This is a genomic window from Buttiauxella sp. AC142 (assembly GCF_979253435.1).
Genome location: NZ_CEEDCH010000001.1, coordinates 1,842,724 through 1,858,709 on the forward strand (window position 1 = coordinate 1,842,724; position 15,986 = coordinate 1,858,709).

At 53.0% G+C, this 15,986-nt stretch carries 14 protein-coding genes; 3 read left to right on the forward strand and 11 right to left on the reverse strand.

Features of this window, described 5'->3' with window-relative positions; genetic code table 11:
• Nucleotides 1-109 precede the first annotated feature (109 nt).
• Together AC0IWZ_RS08440 and AC0IWZ_RS08445 are read right to left on the reverse strand one after the other, a co-directional pair.
• Complete coding sequence (locus AC0IWZ_RS08440) at nucleotides 110-1,594, reverse strand: carboxypeptidase M32 (protein WP_471677626.1); 1,485 nt, start codon at nucleotides 1,592-1,594, stop codon at nucleotides 110-112.
• Between the two features lie 74 nt (nucleotides 1,595-1,668).
• Entirely contained in the window at nucleotides 1,669-2,919 is a 1,251-nt protein-coding gene (locus AC0IWZ_RS08445; protein ID WP_471677625.1) for an MFS transporter, read from the reverse strand.
• Nucleotides 2,920-3,018: 99 nt separating this feature from the next.
• On the opposite strand from AC0IWZ_RS08445, the gene AC0IWZ_RS08450 reads away from it, so the two are divergent.
• The 3 genes from AC0IWZ_RS08450 to bioD all read left to right on the forward strand — a co-directional run bounded on the left by AC0IWZ_RS08450 (nucleotide 3,019) and on the right by bioD (nucleotide 6,081).
• Entirely contained in the window at nucleotides 3,019-3,927 is a 909-nt protein-coding gene (locus AC0IWZ_RS08450) for a LysR family transcriptional regulator (RefSeq protein ID WP_410372579.1), read from the forward strand.
• A 117-nt stretch (nucleotides 3,928-4,044) separates the two neighbouring features.
• Nucleotides 4,045-5,262 (forward strand): sugar metabolism global transcriptional regulator Mlc, encoded by a 1,218-nt coding sequence (mlc, locus tag AC0IWZ_RS08455; RefSeq protein ID WP_172894471.1) that lies wholly within the window; start codon nucleotides 4,045-4,047, stop codon nucleotides 5,260-5,262.
• A gap of 123 nt (nucleotides 5,263-5,385) precedes the next feature.
• Complete coding sequence (bioD, locus tag AC0IWZ_RS08460) at nucleotides 5,386-6,081, forward strand: dethiobiotin synthase (protein ID WP_115628968.1); 696 nt, start codon at nucleotides 5,386-5,388, stop codon at nucleotides 6,079-6,081.
• On the opposite strand, the gene clcB is transcribed toward bioD, so the two are convergent.
• The 9 genes from clcB to ynfE form a co-directional block, all read right to left on the reverse strand.
• Nucleotides 6,034-7,329: a voltage-gated ClC-type chloride channel ClcB gene (gene clcB, locus AC0IWZ_RS08465; RefSeq protein WP_471679073.1), complete on the reverse strand. Its 1,296-nt coding sequence runs from the start codon at nucleotides 7,327-7,329 to the stop codon at nucleotides 6,034-6,036. The two genes, bioD and clcB, sit on opposite strands and share 48 nt — an antisense overlap.
• 66 nt (nucleotides 7,330-7,395) lie before the next feature.
• Nucleotides 7,396-8,541 carry an osmoprotectant ABC transporter ATP-binding protein OsmV gene (osmV, locus tag AC0IWZ_RS08470; protein ID WP_471677624.1) on the reverse strand — a complete coding sequence of 382 codons (1,146 nt, stop codon included), beginning with the start codon at nucleotides 8,539-8,541 and terminating at the stop codon, nucleotides 7,396-7,398.
• Complete coding sequence (osmW, locus tag AC0IWZ_RS08475; protein ID WP_034495020.1) at nucleotides 8,541-9,188, reverse strand: osmoprotectant ABC transporter permease OsmW; 648 nt, start codon at nucleotides 9,186-9,188, stop codon at nucleotides 8,541-8,543. The genes osmV and osmW overlap by 1 nt, the downstream gene beginning before the upstream one ends.
• Before the next feature lie 9 nt (nucleotides 9,189-9,197).
• Nucleotides 9,198-10,100 carry an osmoprotectant ABC transporter substrate-binding protein OsmX gene (gene osmX / locus AC0IWZ_RS08480; protein WP_471677623.1) on the reverse strand — a complete coding sequence of 301 codons (903 nt, stop codon included), beginning with the start codon at nucleotides 10,098-10,100 and terminating at the stop codon, nucleotides 9,198-9,200.
• Between the two features lie 22 nt (nucleotides 10,101-10,122).
• Entirely contained in the window at nucleotides 10,123-10,839 is a 717-nt protein-coding gene (osmY, locus tag AC0IWZ_RS08485; RefSeq protein WP_471677622.1) for an osmoprotectant ABC transporter permease OsmY, read from the reverse strand.
• A gap of 333 nt (nucleotides 10,840-11,172) precedes the next feature.
• Entirely contained in the window at nucleotides 11,173-11,811 is a 639-nt protein-coding gene (gene dmsD / locus AC0IWZ_RS08490; RefSeq protein WP_471677621.1) for a Tat proofreading chaperone DmsD, read from the reverse strand.
• A 47-nt stretch (nucleotides 11,812-11,858) separates the two neighbouring features.
• Nucleotides 11,859-12,716 carry a dimethyl sulfoxide reductase anchor subunit family protein gene (locus AC0IWZ_RS08495; protein WP_471677620.1) on the reverse strand — a complete coding sequence of 286 codons (858 nt, stop codon included), beginning with the start codon at nucleotides 12,714-12,716 and terminating at the stop codon, nucleotides 11,859-11,861.
• Nucleotide 12,717: 1 nt separating this feature from the next.
• Nucleotides 12,718-13,335, reverse strand: a complete 618-nt coding sequence (locus AC0IWZ_RS08500; protein ID WP_034495025.1) for a DMSO/selenate family reductase complex B subunit — start codon at nucleotides 13,333-13,335, stop codon at nucleotides 12,718-12,720.
• 10 nt (nucleotides 13,336-13,345) lie between these two features.
• The gene (gene ynfE, locus AC0IWZ_RS08505) at nucleotides 13,346-15,787 is read right to left on the reverse strand and encodes a selenate/tellurate reductase subunit YnfE (RefSeq protein WP_471677619.1); all 2,442 of its coding nucleotides are present in this window, start codon (nucleotides 15,785-15,787) and stop codon (nucleotides 13,346-13,348) included.
• Between the last annotated feature and the right edge of the window lie 199 nt (nucleotides 15,788-15,986).

Genomic DNA, 15,986 nt, shown 5'->3' on the forward strand with positions numbered 1-15,986 from the left:
TATCGGCGTGTAACGGTTTGTACACTGCGCCCGTCATACTTTGAATTGTTGATGCGCTTGCCGCCTTTCTGCAATCCAAATTATTTTGGGCGCGGAAAGGCGGGGAACACTAAAGGTAACGCGCTTCTAAATGTTTACGGAAATACAACGGGTTAAGGTCTTCGCCGGTTGCGTTGGTAATCAATTCTGAAGTGGTGAATCGGCTGCCGTGCTGCCAGATATTCTGACGTAACCAGTCGAACAGCGCGGTGAAGTTACCTTCTGCGATGTCGCTTTCAAGCTGCGGCAGTGCCAGTTTTGCGGAGTTGAACAATTGTGCGGCATACATCGCACCCAGCGTGTAAGAAGGGAAATAGCCAAACGCGCCGTCCGTCCAGTGAATATCCTGCATACAGCCGTTGCGGAAGTTATCTTTAGTCGAAAGTCCCAGCCAATGTTGCATTTTCTCATCCCACAATGCCGGGATATCTTCCACTTCGATATCGCCATCAATCAGCGCACGTTCAATTTCATATCGTAAAACGACATGAGCCGGATAGCTGACTTCGTCGGCATCAACGCGAATAAATCCACGCTCAACGCGCTGATTAACGGCAATAAAGTTCGCGGCCTCGAACGCCGGTTGCTTGCCAAAGCGAGCTGTGACCATCGGCAGCAACAGTTTCAGGAACTCTTTGCTGCGGCCCAACTGCATTTCAAAGAACAGACTTTGTGATTCGTGGATAGCCGTGGAACGCGCCAGTGCAACGGGTTGGCCGAGCCATTCCCGCGGCAAGTTTTGTTCATAACGCGCGTGACCCGTTTCGTGGATGACACCAAACAGGGCGCTAACCAGGTCGGATTCATCATAGCGCGTGGTGATACGCACATCTTGTGGCACACCGCCGCAGAACGGATGCGCACTGACATCGAGTCGCCCGCCGTTAAAATCAAAGCCCAATAGCTTCATGGTTTCCAGACCCAGTTCACGTTGGTCCTGGGTGGCAAACGGGCCAGTCGGCGTAACAACCGTTTCCTTTTCTTGTTTATCAACCACTTTTTGCAGCAAATCGGGCAGCCAGGTGCGTAAATCTCCGAACAACACATCGAGTTTAGCGCTGGTCATGCCGGGTTCGTAGATATCTAACAACGCGTCGTAGCAGGATTTCCCTTTCGCATCGGCACGCAATTTTGCTTCTTCGCGGCTGACGCGTACCACTTCTTTCAGATTGGCCGAAAACCCCTGCCAATCGTTTGCTGGGCGCTGGGTACGCCAACCATGTTCACAGCGTGTGCCGACCAGTGATTTCTCTTCCACCAGAGAAGCGGGCAGTAAAATAGCCTCCTGGTACTGGCGCGTCATTTCACGCAAGTTAGCACGCTCGACATCATTCAGATTCTCCTGAACGGCCGCCTGCAACAGCGTGGCAATTTTTTTATCCGTCAGGATCTGGTGGCGCAAAACGCTGAGTTCAGCCAAAGCGTCGCCTCGCGCGGCGCTACCGTTGGGAGGCATATTGGTGAACATATCCCAGCCAGCGATGGCTGAAAGATGCTCAAATCTTGAAAGACGCTGGAAGGTGCGGGTGAGGTGGTTGTAATTTTGCTTTTCCATATGGCCTCGAGAAGAGATGATTTTCGCCTGTGAAAATAGCAAAAAGCATCCACTAAAACGAGGCTGTAAGCCGCTTATTGTGCGCGATGATGCAAACGCGTCCCCACCAGTAATGACAAGACCAACAGCGAGCCGATAAAACTCGCCACACCTGCCCAACCAAACTGGTGCCAGAACACACCGCCGAGTGTCCCCGCAAGGCTTGAACCCAGGTAATAACTGAATAAATACAGGGAAGAAGCCTGGCCTTTTGCACGTTTAGCCCGTGGGCCAATCCAGCCGCTGGCGACCGAGTGCGCGGCGAAAAATCCTGCTGAAAAGAGCAGCATTCCCGCAAAAATAACTGGCAAGGGGGAGAACACCGTTAACAGCAGGCCGGTCAGCATGATGGCGGTGGAAAAAATCATCACCGGGCCGCGACCAAATTTAGCCGTCATCGCGCCTGCTTTTGGGGAACTCCAGGTGCCGGTTAAATAAGCCACCGATAGCAATCCCACCACCGCCTGGCTTAAATACCACGGCCCTTGCATCAGTCGATAACCGATGTAATTAAACAGCGTCACAAACGCGCCCATTAGCAGAAACCCTTGGGCAAACAGCAGCGGCAAACCCCGGTCGCGCCAGTGCAGGCGGAAGTTGATAAACAGTGTTTTTGGCCGCAAAGAAGAAGGGCGGAAATGCTTCGAGGCCGGCAAAATCTTCCAGAACATTAAAGCGGATGCGAGCGCGAAACAGCCAATCGCGGCGACGGCAATGCGCCAGTTAAAGAAGTCGGTTATTACACCGCTCAGCAAGCGCCCGCTCATGCCACCAATGGAGTTCCCGCTGATATACAACCCCATCGAAAAGGCCACTACGCTTGGGTGAATCTCTTCGCTCAGATAGGTCATGCCGACTGCCGCCACACCGCTGAGCGACAACCCAATCAGCGCCCGCATCATTAAAATGCCGTGCCAACTGGTCATCATGGTCGAAAGCAGTGTGCAAATTGAGGCCAGCAAAAGCGCTGTCACCATCACGGGTTTACGACCTATCGCATCGGAAAGTGGCCCGGTAAACAGCAGGCCGATGGCCAACGTGGCGGTAGAAACGGATAACGAAATACTGCTGCTGGCAGGGGATACACCAAATTCATGCGACAGAACCGGCAAAATGGGTTGGACGCAATAAAGCAGAGCGAAGGTGGCGAGTCCGGCAGAAAATAGCGCCAGCGTGACGCGCATAAACTGAGGTGAACCACGTTTGATAAAGCTCGTCGGCTGGGGCAAAACTCTTTCGTCAACGTCCTGTGCCGGGGCGGTGTTGACGAGGGTTGTACGACTCAAAATGGGTCCTTATTGTGCAGGTGTGGTCGAATTCTCAGAGTAGAAAAACATGAATGTTCTGTCTAATATATTAATAATCTCAATTGATATGTTTAAAGTATGAATATTGAATTACGTCACCTGCGCTACTTTATTGCCGTTGCTGAAGAGTTACATTTTGGCCGTGCTGCCGCACGCTTGCGTATCTCGCAACCTCCTCTTAGCCAGCAAATTCAAATCCTTGAACAACAAATCGGCGCGCGTTTACTGGCGCGCACCAACCGTAGCGTTAGCCTGACAGCGGCGGGCAGTCAGTTTTTGCTCGATTCACGGCAGATTTTAAACCAGGTAGATGCCGCCGCTGGGCGTGCCGCGAGATTGCATCAGGGCGAAACGGGGGAGCTGCGTATCGGTTTTACTTCATCGGCACCTTTTATTAAAACGGTGTCCGACAGCCTGTCGACTTTTCGTCGTAGTTACCCTGATGTTCATCTCCAGATGCGTGAAATTAATACTCGTGAGCAAATCGCGCCATTAAATGACGGTGAGCTGGAGTTGGGTTTGATGCGCAACACCCGCCTTCCGGATACGCTCGCCTGGAGTGTGGTATTGCGTGAACCGCTGATGGCGATGGTACATCGGGATCACCCTCTGGCGGCGTGTTCAGCCATTTCCCTGCACCAACTGGCGCAAGAGCCGTTTGTCTTTTTTGACCCGCATGTGGGAACGGGCCTGTATGACGATATTCTCGGCTTGCTGCAACGCCATGGGATTTCGCCCTACATCACGCAGGAAGTGGGTGAGGCGATGACGATTATTGGCCTGGTATCCGCAGGATTAGGCGTTTCGATACTTCCGGCGTCATTTAAGCGGGTACGTTTATCCGAAGTGGTATGGCTGCCGTTGAAAGAGGCCGAAGCGCAGTCGGAAATGTGGCTGGTCTGGCCTAAACATCGTGAGCTTTCTGCCGCCGCACTTCGGATCTCCGCCTTGTTAACTGAGTCAATAACGGTGTTAAAAGAGCCGTAAACCGGCGGAATATGTGCGGTAAATCACAACCCTACGTAAATATTTGACTCCTTCACTTGAAGTGTTTCACCATAGCCCAAAGTTTATTTCGCAGCGCGAAAATAAAGGGAGTCGCAAGTGGTTGCTGATAGCCAACCGGGCCATATTGATCAGATCAAGCAAACTAACGCTGGCGTAGTTTATCGCTTGATTGATACCCATGGGCCGGTGTCGCGCATCGATCTTTCTCGCCTGGCGCAACTGGCTCCAGCCAGTATCACGAAAATTGTTCGTGAGATGATTGAAGCCCATCTGGTGCAAGAAACGGAAATTCAGGACCCGGGTAGCCGGGGGCGTCCTGCTGTGGGGCTGATGCTGGAAACGGAAGCATGGCACTATTTATCTGTGCGTATTAGTCGCGGGGAAATCTCACTCGGCCTGCATGATTTAAGCAGCAAGTTGATTGTCGAAGACACCGTCGAGCTGGCGGTTGAAGACACGCAACCGCTGGTCGAGCGCATCATCGCGCAAATCGACCAATTTTTTATCCGCCATCAACACAAACTCGAACGCCTCACCGCCATCGCCATCACCATGCCTGGGATTATTGATACCAAGCGCGGCATTGTGCACCGTATGCCGTTCTACGAAGTTTGCGATATGCCGCTGGGCGAGATTCTGGAAAATTACACCGGCGTGCCGGTTTATATCCAACACGACATCAGCGCATGGACGATGGCAGAAGGGCTGTTTGGTGCCTCAAAAGGGGCGCGAGACGTCATTCAGGTGGTGATTGATGATAATGTCGGCGCAGGTGTAATTACCGACGGGCGTTTGCTTCATGCCGGAAGCAGCAGCCTGGTCGAAATCGGACATACGCAAGTCGACCCTTACGGAAAACGCTGTTATTGCGGCAACCACGGTTGTCTGGAAACCATCGCCAGTATCGACAGCGTGCTTGAGCTGGCGCAGCTTCGTATGAGTCAGTCTATGGGTTCTATGCTGCATGAACAGCCGCTGACGGTGGAGTCACTGTGCGATGCCGCATTAAACGGCGACTTATTAGCGAAAGATATCATTTTGGGTATCGGAACCAACGTCGGCCGAATTCTGGCGATCATGGTCAATTTGTTCCATCCACAAAAAATCCTGATTGGTTCGCCGTTTAACCGAGCCGCGGATATTCTGCATCCGGCTATTACAGACTGTATTCGCCAGCAGGCGTTGCCCGCCTATAGCGAACACACTTACGTCGAAAGCACGCAGTACAATCACCGTGGAACCATGGCGGGCGCGGCGCTGGTAAAAGACGCAATGTATAACGGTTCGTTATTAATTCGTCTGCTGCAAGGCTAATGTCGTTGGTTGATCCACTAAAAATTGCGCTATCTCAAACTGGTCAAATCACTATTCTTTTAGACTTTCACTCCTGAATTATTCAATTTTTAATCACTTTGAGCATCACCTCGGGAGTTCGTCATGCTTACGCGTTTCTTTATAACGGGTACCGATACCGCAGTCGGGAAGACTGTGGTTTCTCGCGCTTTGTTGCAGGCTCTTGCAGCCAGCGGCAAAAGCGTCGTCGGCTTTAAGCCGGTAGCCAAAGGCAGTAAAGAGACGCCAGAGGGACTTCGCAATAAAGATGCGTTAGTTCTGCAAAGTGTTTCTACTGTCGATGTGCCTTACGAAGCCATCAATCCTATCGCGCTGAGCGAAGAAGAGAGCAGCGTTAGCCACAATTGTCAGATTAACTATTCGCTGCTGTCTGATGGGCTACAACGCTTAACTGCGCAAGCGGATCACGTTGTGGTCGAAGGTACGGGCGGCTGGCGTAGCCTGATGAACGATTTACGCCCATTATCTGAATGGGTGGTTCAGGAACAATTACCGGTGTTGATGGTTGTGGGCATTCAGGAAGGCTGTATTAACCATGCTTTACTGACGGCGCAGGCCATCGCCAATGACGGTTTGCCGTTGATGGGTTGGGTCGCGAATCGTATCAATCCGGGTCTGGCACATTACGCCGAAATCATCGACGTCCTAAGCAAAAAATTGCCAGCGCCGCTGGTGGGTGAGTTGCCTTACTTGCCACGTGCAGAGCAGCGCGAACTGGCGCACTACATCGATTTATCCCGCCTTAGCGGCGCTTTGATGGTAGACCGTTTGCGGGCGTAACCAGCGCGAAAGTGCTGAAGCAATCACGCATGCCAGCAGTAATCCGGGGAGCAATGAAAACTCCCCGGTCATTTCACAGACCATCAGCGTTGACATAATCGGGGCATGAGTCGTAGCCGCCAGAAGGGTTGCCATACCGGTTAAAGCCAGCAATATCGCCACGTTATCGCCGCTCCACGTCCAGATCCCAAACCATTGACCCACGACCATTCCCAGTGCAGCACCGACGAATAGCGTCGGGGTAAAGACGCCGCCTGGCGCACCCGAACCGCTACTTGCCAGCACCGCAGCCAGTTTGTAAACCAGAATCCCGGCGACGAAGAGCAATGCCGGAGGCTGCGAAAGAAACGACTGCACTACGCTGTAGCCATTTCCCCAAACGAGCGGTGTGATCAATGAAAGTAGCCCGACCAGCAATCCGCCCAGCGCCAGTTGTAATGGCGGCGTTAAGTGCAAACTCTGGAAAAATTGACTACTTTTCGACATCAACCACAGGAACAGTGGCCCAGCAATCCCGGCTATTAAACCGAATGTCGCCATCAGCAAATATTGGATGGGCTGCGGAGCGTTTAACGTGCGCACGGCATATAACAGCGCTTGTTGGTCATTCAATAAATGAGTCACCAGCAAAGCGCTGACGGCGGCAATAACCACCGGGCCGAGTGAGGCGAGCATCAGGGTGCCAAACAGAATCTCTGCGATAAACAAACTGCCCGCCAGCGGCGCGTGATAGGCGCTTGCCATCCCGGCGGCGGCACCGCAGGCCACCCATAATTTCCATTCATCTTTGTTTGAACATCGCTGGGCGAATACCGAAGCAAAAACGGTTGCCAGCAGCACCATCGCACCTTCACGGCCAATGGCGCTTCCGCTGGCCACCACAATCAGCGATGCCGCCGATTTGACCAGGCTTGCGGAAACATCTAACCGACCATCGCCCGTTTCAATGGCTTCCATATAATCGGTAGGTGCAGAAGGGCGCTGACGCGTGGCGCGTTGCCAACTCCAGAGCAATGTCCCGGCCAGTAAACCGCCGAGTGCCGGTGTCAGTAAACGTCGCCATGAAGGTAACGCCGCGGCAGCGGCGACCAGGCTTCCACTGTGGTCGCCCAAAAACAGGCCTTCAAGAAGATACATCGACTGGCGGAACAGCCAGACCACCACCGCTGAGGCGATGCCAATCCAGACGGCAAAAATGAGCCGTCGTAACATGCCTTTCATGTCGGGGAAGTGGTTTAAGCGGTGCATAGCAAGCATTGTAGGGTGGATACGCGCAAGCGTCATCCACCATTTACACCATCCGCCAACGATGAATTATGGCTGATAAATATTTAACGCCCGACGCGTTCGCCCTGAACTGAGATAATCGGCAATATAATCCTGCGAAATCTCGCCGCTGTAACGGCCATCTTCGTCGGTAATGGGCATCCACACCATGTTGTGCTCATAGAGTTTCGACAGCACGATACGCAGGTTATCTTCGGCGCGTCCGGTAATACGGAACGGGTGCAGGATATCGGCACATGTTCCGGTTGCGCCACGCGCTTCCCGGCGTTTCACGAAACCTAACGGTTTGCCTTCGCCGTCGACTACGGTAATCGAACGCATATCGTTGTCATCCATAGTGGCGAACGCTTCCGGCAGCGGCGTGGATTCGCGAGCGGTAATAGTCGGCTGTTGGTCCGTGACATCCCCGGCCTGAACCAGCAGTAGGCGTTTGAGTGTGCGGTCCTGGCCGACAAACGAGCCAACAAATTCATTGGCCGGTTTAGCAAGCAGCTCATCGGGGCTGGCGCACTGCACGATTTTGCCCTGACGGAATACGGCAATACGGTCGCCTAATTTCAGCGCTTCGTCGATATCGTGGCTGACCAGCATGACGGTTTTCTTCAACTGGCGCTGCATTTCAAGAAACTCATTCTGAATCGTTTCGCGATTGATCGGGTCGACGGCGCCAAAAGGCTCATCCATCAGCAGTACCGGAGGATCAGCCGCAAGTGCCCGAATCACGCCGATACGCTGTTGCTGGCCGCCGGACATTTCACGTGGATAACGGTTCAGGAACTTGCTCGGGTCGAGCGCCACCATGCTCATTAATTCGCTGGCACGCTCTTTACATCGGGCTTTGTCCCAACCCAACATGCGCGGCACAACGGTAATGTTCTCTTCAATCGTCATGTTCGGAAACAGGCCGATTTGCTGAATAACATAGCCAATATTGCGGCGCAGCGTCACGGTATCCAGCTCGTTGGTATTTTTACCGTTAATCAGAATATTGCCGCCGGTCGGGGCAATCAGGCGGTTGATCATTTTCAGCGTGGTGGTTTTGCCGCAGCCGGAAGGGCCGAGCAATACGCACATTTCGCCTTCCGGCACGTTCAGGCTGACATTATCCACGGCGTTAAAAGTCTGACCGTTCTTCTGAACAAACTGTTTCGTGAGGTTTTCTAGTTTAATCATTATCGAATCCCCTTAGGAGTCAGCACCAGCTGTAAACGATGCAATAACCAATCAAGCACAATAGCCAAAACACAAATCATGACGGCACCCGCAATCAACATGCGAATGTCGCTACTTCCGATGCCGTTAAGCAGTAACAAACCCAAACCGCCCGCGCCGATAACCGCAGCGATGGCCATTACGCCAATGTTCATGACCACGGCGGTTCGGATACCGCCAAAAATCACCGGCAGAGCCATTGGGATTTCGACCCAGCGCAGGCGTTGCCAGAACGTCATGCCGATACCGCGTCCGGCTTCACGCAAACCTGGCGGCAGGCTGTCGAGGGCGGTATGGGTATTACGGACAATCGGCAGCAATGAATAGAGGAAAACGGCCGTGATCGCAGGCAACACGCCAATCCCTTGCCCGACCATGGAAAACAGCGGGATCATCAACCCAAACAGGGCGATAGAAGGGATGGTCAACACAATAGTCGCAATACCCAACACGGGTGTGGCGAGCCATTTGTGGCGCACGATTAAAATGCCCAGCGGCACGCCAATCACAATCGCCAGCCCCACAGCTAAAAGCACTAACCACAGGTGTTGCAGCGTTAAACTGCCCAGATACCCTGCGTTATCCATCATATAATTCAACGTTTCCATGATGCCTCCTTAGAGCAAACCTTTCTGTTGCAGGAACTCTTGCGCTACTTTTTGTGGGGTTTCATGGTCGATATCCACTTTGGCATTCAGGGTGGAGATCACGTCGTTGTTGAGCAGGCCGGAGAGGGTATCAAGGGCATCTTCAAGGCCAGGATTGGCTGCCAGCGTCTCTTTACGCACCACAGGCGTGACGGCATAACTTGGGAAGAAACCTTTATCATCTTCCAGCACTTTCAAATCGAAGCCTTTTACGCGGCCATCGGTGGTGTAAATCAGACCCGCGTCAACGAAGCCATCGCGCACCGCGTTATACACAAGACCTGGGTCCATCTGGCGAATCTGCGGGCGGTCGAGCGGCATGCTATAGGCTTGCTGTAACGGTTTCATACCGTCGCTGCGCCCGGCGAATTCCAGGTCCAGGCCGAGCATCCAGTTGTTATCTGGGTCGGTTTTGCGAACCTGTTCTACTTTGGCTACCAGCTCCGACATGGTGTTAATGTTCTCTTCCTCAGCGCGTTTACGCTGCATCGCAAAAGCGTAGGTGTTGTTCATATCCGCCGGTTTTAGCCACACCAGCCCCAGTTTCGCATCAAGCTTTTTAACCGTGTCGTAGGATTCCTGAGGACTCATACGCTTGTTGATATGGTTAAAAATAATCAGCGAGGTGCCGGTATATTCCCAGGTCATATCGACCTGTTTGTTAATCATCGCGTTACGCGAAATTACCGTGGCGATGTTGGTTTGCGGAGTCACCTGGAAGCCTTTTTTACGCAGGTACTGCGTTGTCATTGCCGATAAAATATGCTGCTCGGTAAAGCTTTTCGTCGCCAGCACAATCGGCTCGGCTTTGGCTGTGCCAGCCAGGAGTAGCGTTGCGGTCAGCGCCGCAATCAGGGGTTTAATGGATGTCATTATTCGCTCCTTTTTATTGTTGTTATTTCGCTGTGTGGGGGCTTAAAACACGGCCTAAGCCCGCAAGTGCAATATCAAGAATCAGGGCAAACATGGCTGTGGCGGCGGCACCTAATATCAGGGTCGGGAAATCGTTAAGATATATCCCCGGGAAAATCAGTTCGCCGTAACTGCTGGCACCAATCAAAAATGCCAGTGGCGCGGTGCCCACATTAATCGCCGTCGCAATGCGGATCCCCGACAGAATGACAGGCCAGGCGTTGGGTAGTTCGACCTGGCGCAGACGCTGCCATTTCGTCATGCCGATACCATTGGCGGCTTCAATGAGCGAAGCCGGAACGCCGCATAAACCCGAATAGGTATTACGAACAATTGGCAGCAGTGAGGCGAGGAACAGCGCGATAATCGCCGGTTTGTCACCAATCCCGATGAACACCATCGCCAGCGCCAGCACAGCTAGCGGGGGCAATGTATTGCCGACGTTAAATATCTGCATCACGTATTCGGCCCAGCGGCGGGCGGCAGGGCGGCTGAGCAGAATGCCGCTCGGGACACCGACTAACAGCGCCAGCGCCATCGAGCTAAACACTAAAATCAGGTGCTGTTGCCCGAGATAGAGCAAATCGACCTGACGGGCTTTGATCGTCTCCGGGCCAATTCCCCAGACGAGCAGCCCGAGCACGACGATCAGTGCCAATGCACCTGCGCAGGTGCGTTTAACGAGTGATGAATTTTGCATTGCAGTGTGTCTCCCTGTTGCACGTGTTATAGCCACCGCGCGGGTCGCCTGTTGTTATGCCTTGTGTCGGCAGGGTGTTTTGACCTATAGCAACGTGAGGGGAATGATTCCAGTTTATGTGGAATTTAGCAGGCTTATGATTTCTGTGGGAATGACGAGTTTGGCCTTGTGCCGCCTCGCTTGAGGAGGAAGGTAAAGAATTGTCTTAAAATGGATTTATAGAAGTTACGGTGTAACTTTTATTGTTTTGGTAAGTGTCGGATGTCGCTGCGCTAATCCGACCTTCAAGGGATGATTTTAGAGGGTGGATGACATCCACCGCTTCTCAGATTCTTAGGCGTGTAATTCTTTGGTTGCGACCGGAATCAGCAGGTCTGTGCGCCAGTCAGCAAGGGTGATTTGGGTTAACTCACCTAATGCCTGATAAAACGGGTGTTCGGCATGGGCGATAAACAGCTCCAGAAAACGCCCACTCCACGGCAAAATGTGCCATGCCAGCAGTTCATCGACTTTCTGCTGCAAGCCTTCTTCAGCAAGCCAGGCGGCCAGCATCAGTAACAAACCGATGTGATCTTCCGGTTCATTGCTCTCTTGCTCATTGGAAATATCGTTTTTGCGCATCCAGCGGCGCAGTTCCAGCATTGAATCGCCAAACAGGACACTTTCTTTATCGAGATAAACCGAACCCCACGGAGAGGCAGGTAATGCGTAAGGGCCAATAAACAGGCGTTGCCAGGCTTCGCTAAGTGTTTCTTGCGAATAATCCAACCCGTCAGTCATGCGTTGTGCAATCGCTGCCAGTTCATCGTGCTGCACTGGCCATTGCTCGGCCCATTTCGGGTCAGCCAGTGAGGCGTATAGCGAGGCGACGTCCCGGCTTTTTGGTTCTTGATAATAAAGCGCACCCAGGACTCTACCTGTCAGGGCGATAGTCGCCAGGCGTTGTGTTGTTGCCGACGTACTTTTAGACATTCTTCTCTTCCTTAATTGCGCGGGTTTTCCCGCGCATTTTGTACCAATTAACCGGCCACCGCCATGCCGACGGTCATATGCAGGCCATAAAAAATCCCGCGACCAATACATTCACCGACAACGATCAGGATAAACCCTATCAACAAGCCAGGCGTTTTAGGCTTAACGCGGCGTAAAAGCGGGCAAATCCAGCAGCCTAAACCGAGCGCTAACAGTGCGATGCGCCAGACCTGAAGCGAGGCGTAATCAGGAACCAGGGCGCTGGCATGCTGAACGGAACTTTGAATTGCCGCGAGTTCACTGCCTTGCAGGACGATAATCGCCACCGCCACAAATAACGCCAGCACGCTCAGCGCGGCGAGTTTTATGTGGTGGAAGGAGTAATCGACGGCGCGTAACAGCAAAGTCCCAAGCAGAGGGCCACCCAACACCACGGTGATAAAGAAACTCAGCGTGGTGTAGCTATTGTGCCAGGTCGGAACGGTGTCAATCTGGTAAACGCGAGTCATTGCCCAGACAAAAACCAGCCCCAAAACCATCGTTGCGGCAAGCCATACCCGGCCAATCGCCAGCGGCATTTTCTTCAGCACTGTTATCAGCCACCAGAAACCACCCACCGCGAAGAACACTGAACCGCTGGCAATTTCATTGCTCAATGCCGACTGCCCAACGCGATTGAGCGAATTAAACGCCCGTAGCGGTGAACCGAGGTGCATGACCGATGCCAGAAACGCAATGCCCATCAGCACCCAGATAAAGAACATGGCGCGAACCATTTTTTGCTGTAACTCGCTATTATTACTCGCCGAGTTCCACGCCAGCCCCATCACAATGACAGCGCCCACCACGCACTGGCCCAATACGGTAAATAACACTAACGGCCATTCATGCCATCCGCTTCCCATCTTAGACCTCCAGAGGATTGGCCAGATAACCGGTTTTATCCCCACAAGGGCGGCTGTTGGCGTTGGGTTTAATAACAATATTGGGCTTGGTGAAATGCGCAGAAGGCAGCGGCGCGATTGCCGCCTGGTTGCCATATTTTTGACGCAGTTCAGCAATCGGAGCCATATCCAGAGCACGAAGCGGGCAGGATTCGACGCAAACAGGTTTCTTGCCTTCCGCGATGCGTGAATAGCAGCCATCGCATTTGGTCATATGGCCTTTTTCCGCATTGTATTGCGGCGCACCGTACGGGCAGGCCATGTGGCAGTAGCGGCAACCAATGCAAACTTCTTCATTCACCACCACAAAACCATCTTCACGCTTGTGCATCGCGCCGCTCGGGCAAACCTTGGTACACGCAGGGTCTTCGCAGTGGTTGCAGGCAATCGACAGGTAATAAGCAAACACGTTTTGCTGCCAGACACCGTTGTCTTGCTGCCAGTCGCCGCCTGCATATTCATAAATGCGGCGGAAACTGACATCCGGGCCTAAGTTTTTGTAATCCTTGCAGGCCAGTTCGCAAGTTTTACATCCGGTGCAGCGGCTGGAATCTATGTAAAATCCGTATTGAGTTGTCATTCGCTATTCCTTACGCCTTCTGGATATCAACGAGATTGGTATGTTGTGGATTGCCTTTCGCCAGCGGTGAAGGGCGCTGCGTGGTCAGCGTGTTGATACACGAACCGTGGTCAATGCGATCGCCGGTCATATTGGCTTCGTGCCAGGCGCCCTGGCCCATGGCGGTCACTCCCGGCATGATGCGCGGGGTGACTTTCGCCGGGATCCGCAACTCGCCCCGGCTGTTAAACACGCGCACCATATCGCCACTGGCGATACCGCGAGCCTGCGCATCAATCGGGTTAATCCACACTTCCTGGCGACATGCGGCTTTGAGGACATCAATGTTGCCGTAGCTTGAGTGGGTGCGGGCTTTGTAATGGAAGCCGAAAAGTTGCAGCGGGTAAGTGCTGCGTTCAGGGGCATCCCAGCCGTCAAAAGTGGAGGCGTAAATGGGCAGTGGACTGATGGTTTCGTCTTTTTCCAGCTCCCAACTGGCGGCGATTTGCGCAAGCTGGCTGGAATAGATTTCGATTTTACCGGACGGCGTTTTCAACGGATTGGCATCCGGATCTTTGCGGAAATCTTTATAAGCGACAAAATGCCCGTTCGGATCTTTACGCTTAAATATTCCCATCGCGCGCAGTGCTTCATACGACGGCAGTGCGGGATCTGTTGCCAGCATCTTGGCGTAGAGATACTTCAGCCATTCTTCCTGGGTACGGCCCTCGGTAAACTTCTGGTAGATATCCGGCCCGAGGCGACGGGCGATTTCGCTGGTTATCCAGTAAATCGGCTTGCGTTCGAACTTCGGTTCAGTCGCCGGTTGGATGAAGATCAGATAGCCCATATTCCCGGCGTAATCATTCGGGATAATGTCTTCTTGTTCGACAGTCATTAAATCCGGCAGCAGGATGTCGGCGTATTTCGCTGATGAAGTCATAAAGTTTTCGATGACCACAATCATTTCGCATTGGCTATCATCTTGCAGAATATCGTGGGTTTTATTGATGTCGGAATGCTGGTTAGTAATGGTGTTTCCGGCGTAGTTCCAGATGAATTTGATGGGCACATCGAGCTTATCTTTGCCACGCACACCGTCACGTTTGGCGGTCATTTCTGGCCCGCGAGCGATGGCATCAGTCCAGCTAAAGCAGGAAATCTGCGTTTTCACCGGGTTCGTCAACACCGGCATGCGTTCAATGGTGATGGTGTAGGTGGACTCGCGTGCGCCACTGTTACCGCCATTGATACCCACGTTGCCGGTCAGAATCGGCAGCATGGCGATGGCTCGTGAGGTTAATTCGCCGTTGGCCTGGCGTTGCGGCCCCCAACCCTGCGCGATATACGCCGGTTTAGTGCTGCCAATTTCGCGGGCCAGTTTGATGATTTTATCTGCCGGAATACCGGTAATCGCCGACGCCCATTGCGGGGATTTTTCTACGCCGTCCTCGCCCTGACCGAGAATATAGGCTTTGTAATGCGAGTTGGCGGGCGCGCCTTCCGGCAGGGTTTTCTCATCGTAACCTACGCAGTATTTATCGAGGAAAGGTTGGTCGACGAGGTTTTCGCGAATCAAAACGTGAGCAATACCGGCCACCAGGGCGGCATCCGTACCCGGACGAATCGGCAGCCATTCATCTTCGCGCCCGGCTGCGGTGTCTGTGTAGCGCGGATCGATAACGATCATGCGTGCGTTGGAGCGCTCGCGAGCTTGCTCCAGATACCAGGTAATCCCGCCGCCGCTCATGCGCGTTTCGGCAGGGTTATTACCGAACAACACCACCAGTTTGCTGTTTTCAATATCAGACGTGCTGTTGCCGTCGTTGCTGCCGTAGGTGTAAGGCATCGCGCAGGCAATTTGCGCGGTACTGTAAGTGCCGTAGTGGCTGAGGAATCCGCCATAGCTGTTCATCAGGCGGGCAACCAGCGAGGCGTAAGGTGACGAACGCGTAATATTCCCGCCGACGATCCCCGAGGTGTAGTTGATATAAACCGCTTCGTTGCCGTACTTTTCCACCGTGCCTTTCAGGCTTTTGGTGATGGTGTCCAGCGCTTCATCCCAGGAGATGCGTTCGAACTTCCCTTCACCGCGAAGACCTACGCGCTTCATCGGGTAGTTCAGGCGTTCCGGGTGATTGATACGGCGACGAATCGAGCGTCCACGCAGGCAAGCGCGTACCTGATGATCGCCATACACGTCATGCCCGGTGTTATCGGTTTCAACCCAGGTGACTTCATTATCGCTAACGTGCAAACGCAGGGCGCAGCGACTTCCGCAGTTCACTGAACATGCGCCCCAGACCACTTTATCTTCAGTATTTTGATTTACCGCAGCGCCAACAGCCGTGGCTGCGGCCCGCAAGCCAAAGGGCAGGGATATTCCACTGACCGCAAGGGCAAGCCCACCAATGGCGCTGGTTTTCACCAGGCTTCGACGGGTGATTCCATCAGGGCAACTTTGGTTCGACATAACTCACTCCATGACATTTTATTTCAGGTCGGGATGTCATTGTTTTTGTAGTTTTAGGTGTAATGACAGCGGCGCGAAAAATTGCTTATCAGGCGAATATTTTCGTCAGGAAGGAGTTTTACTCATTTAGGGGTAGCGTTTGTTAACACGGGTCAAAGTTAATGCGGAGTTTTGAATGAAAGTTGACTTGTATGGTGCC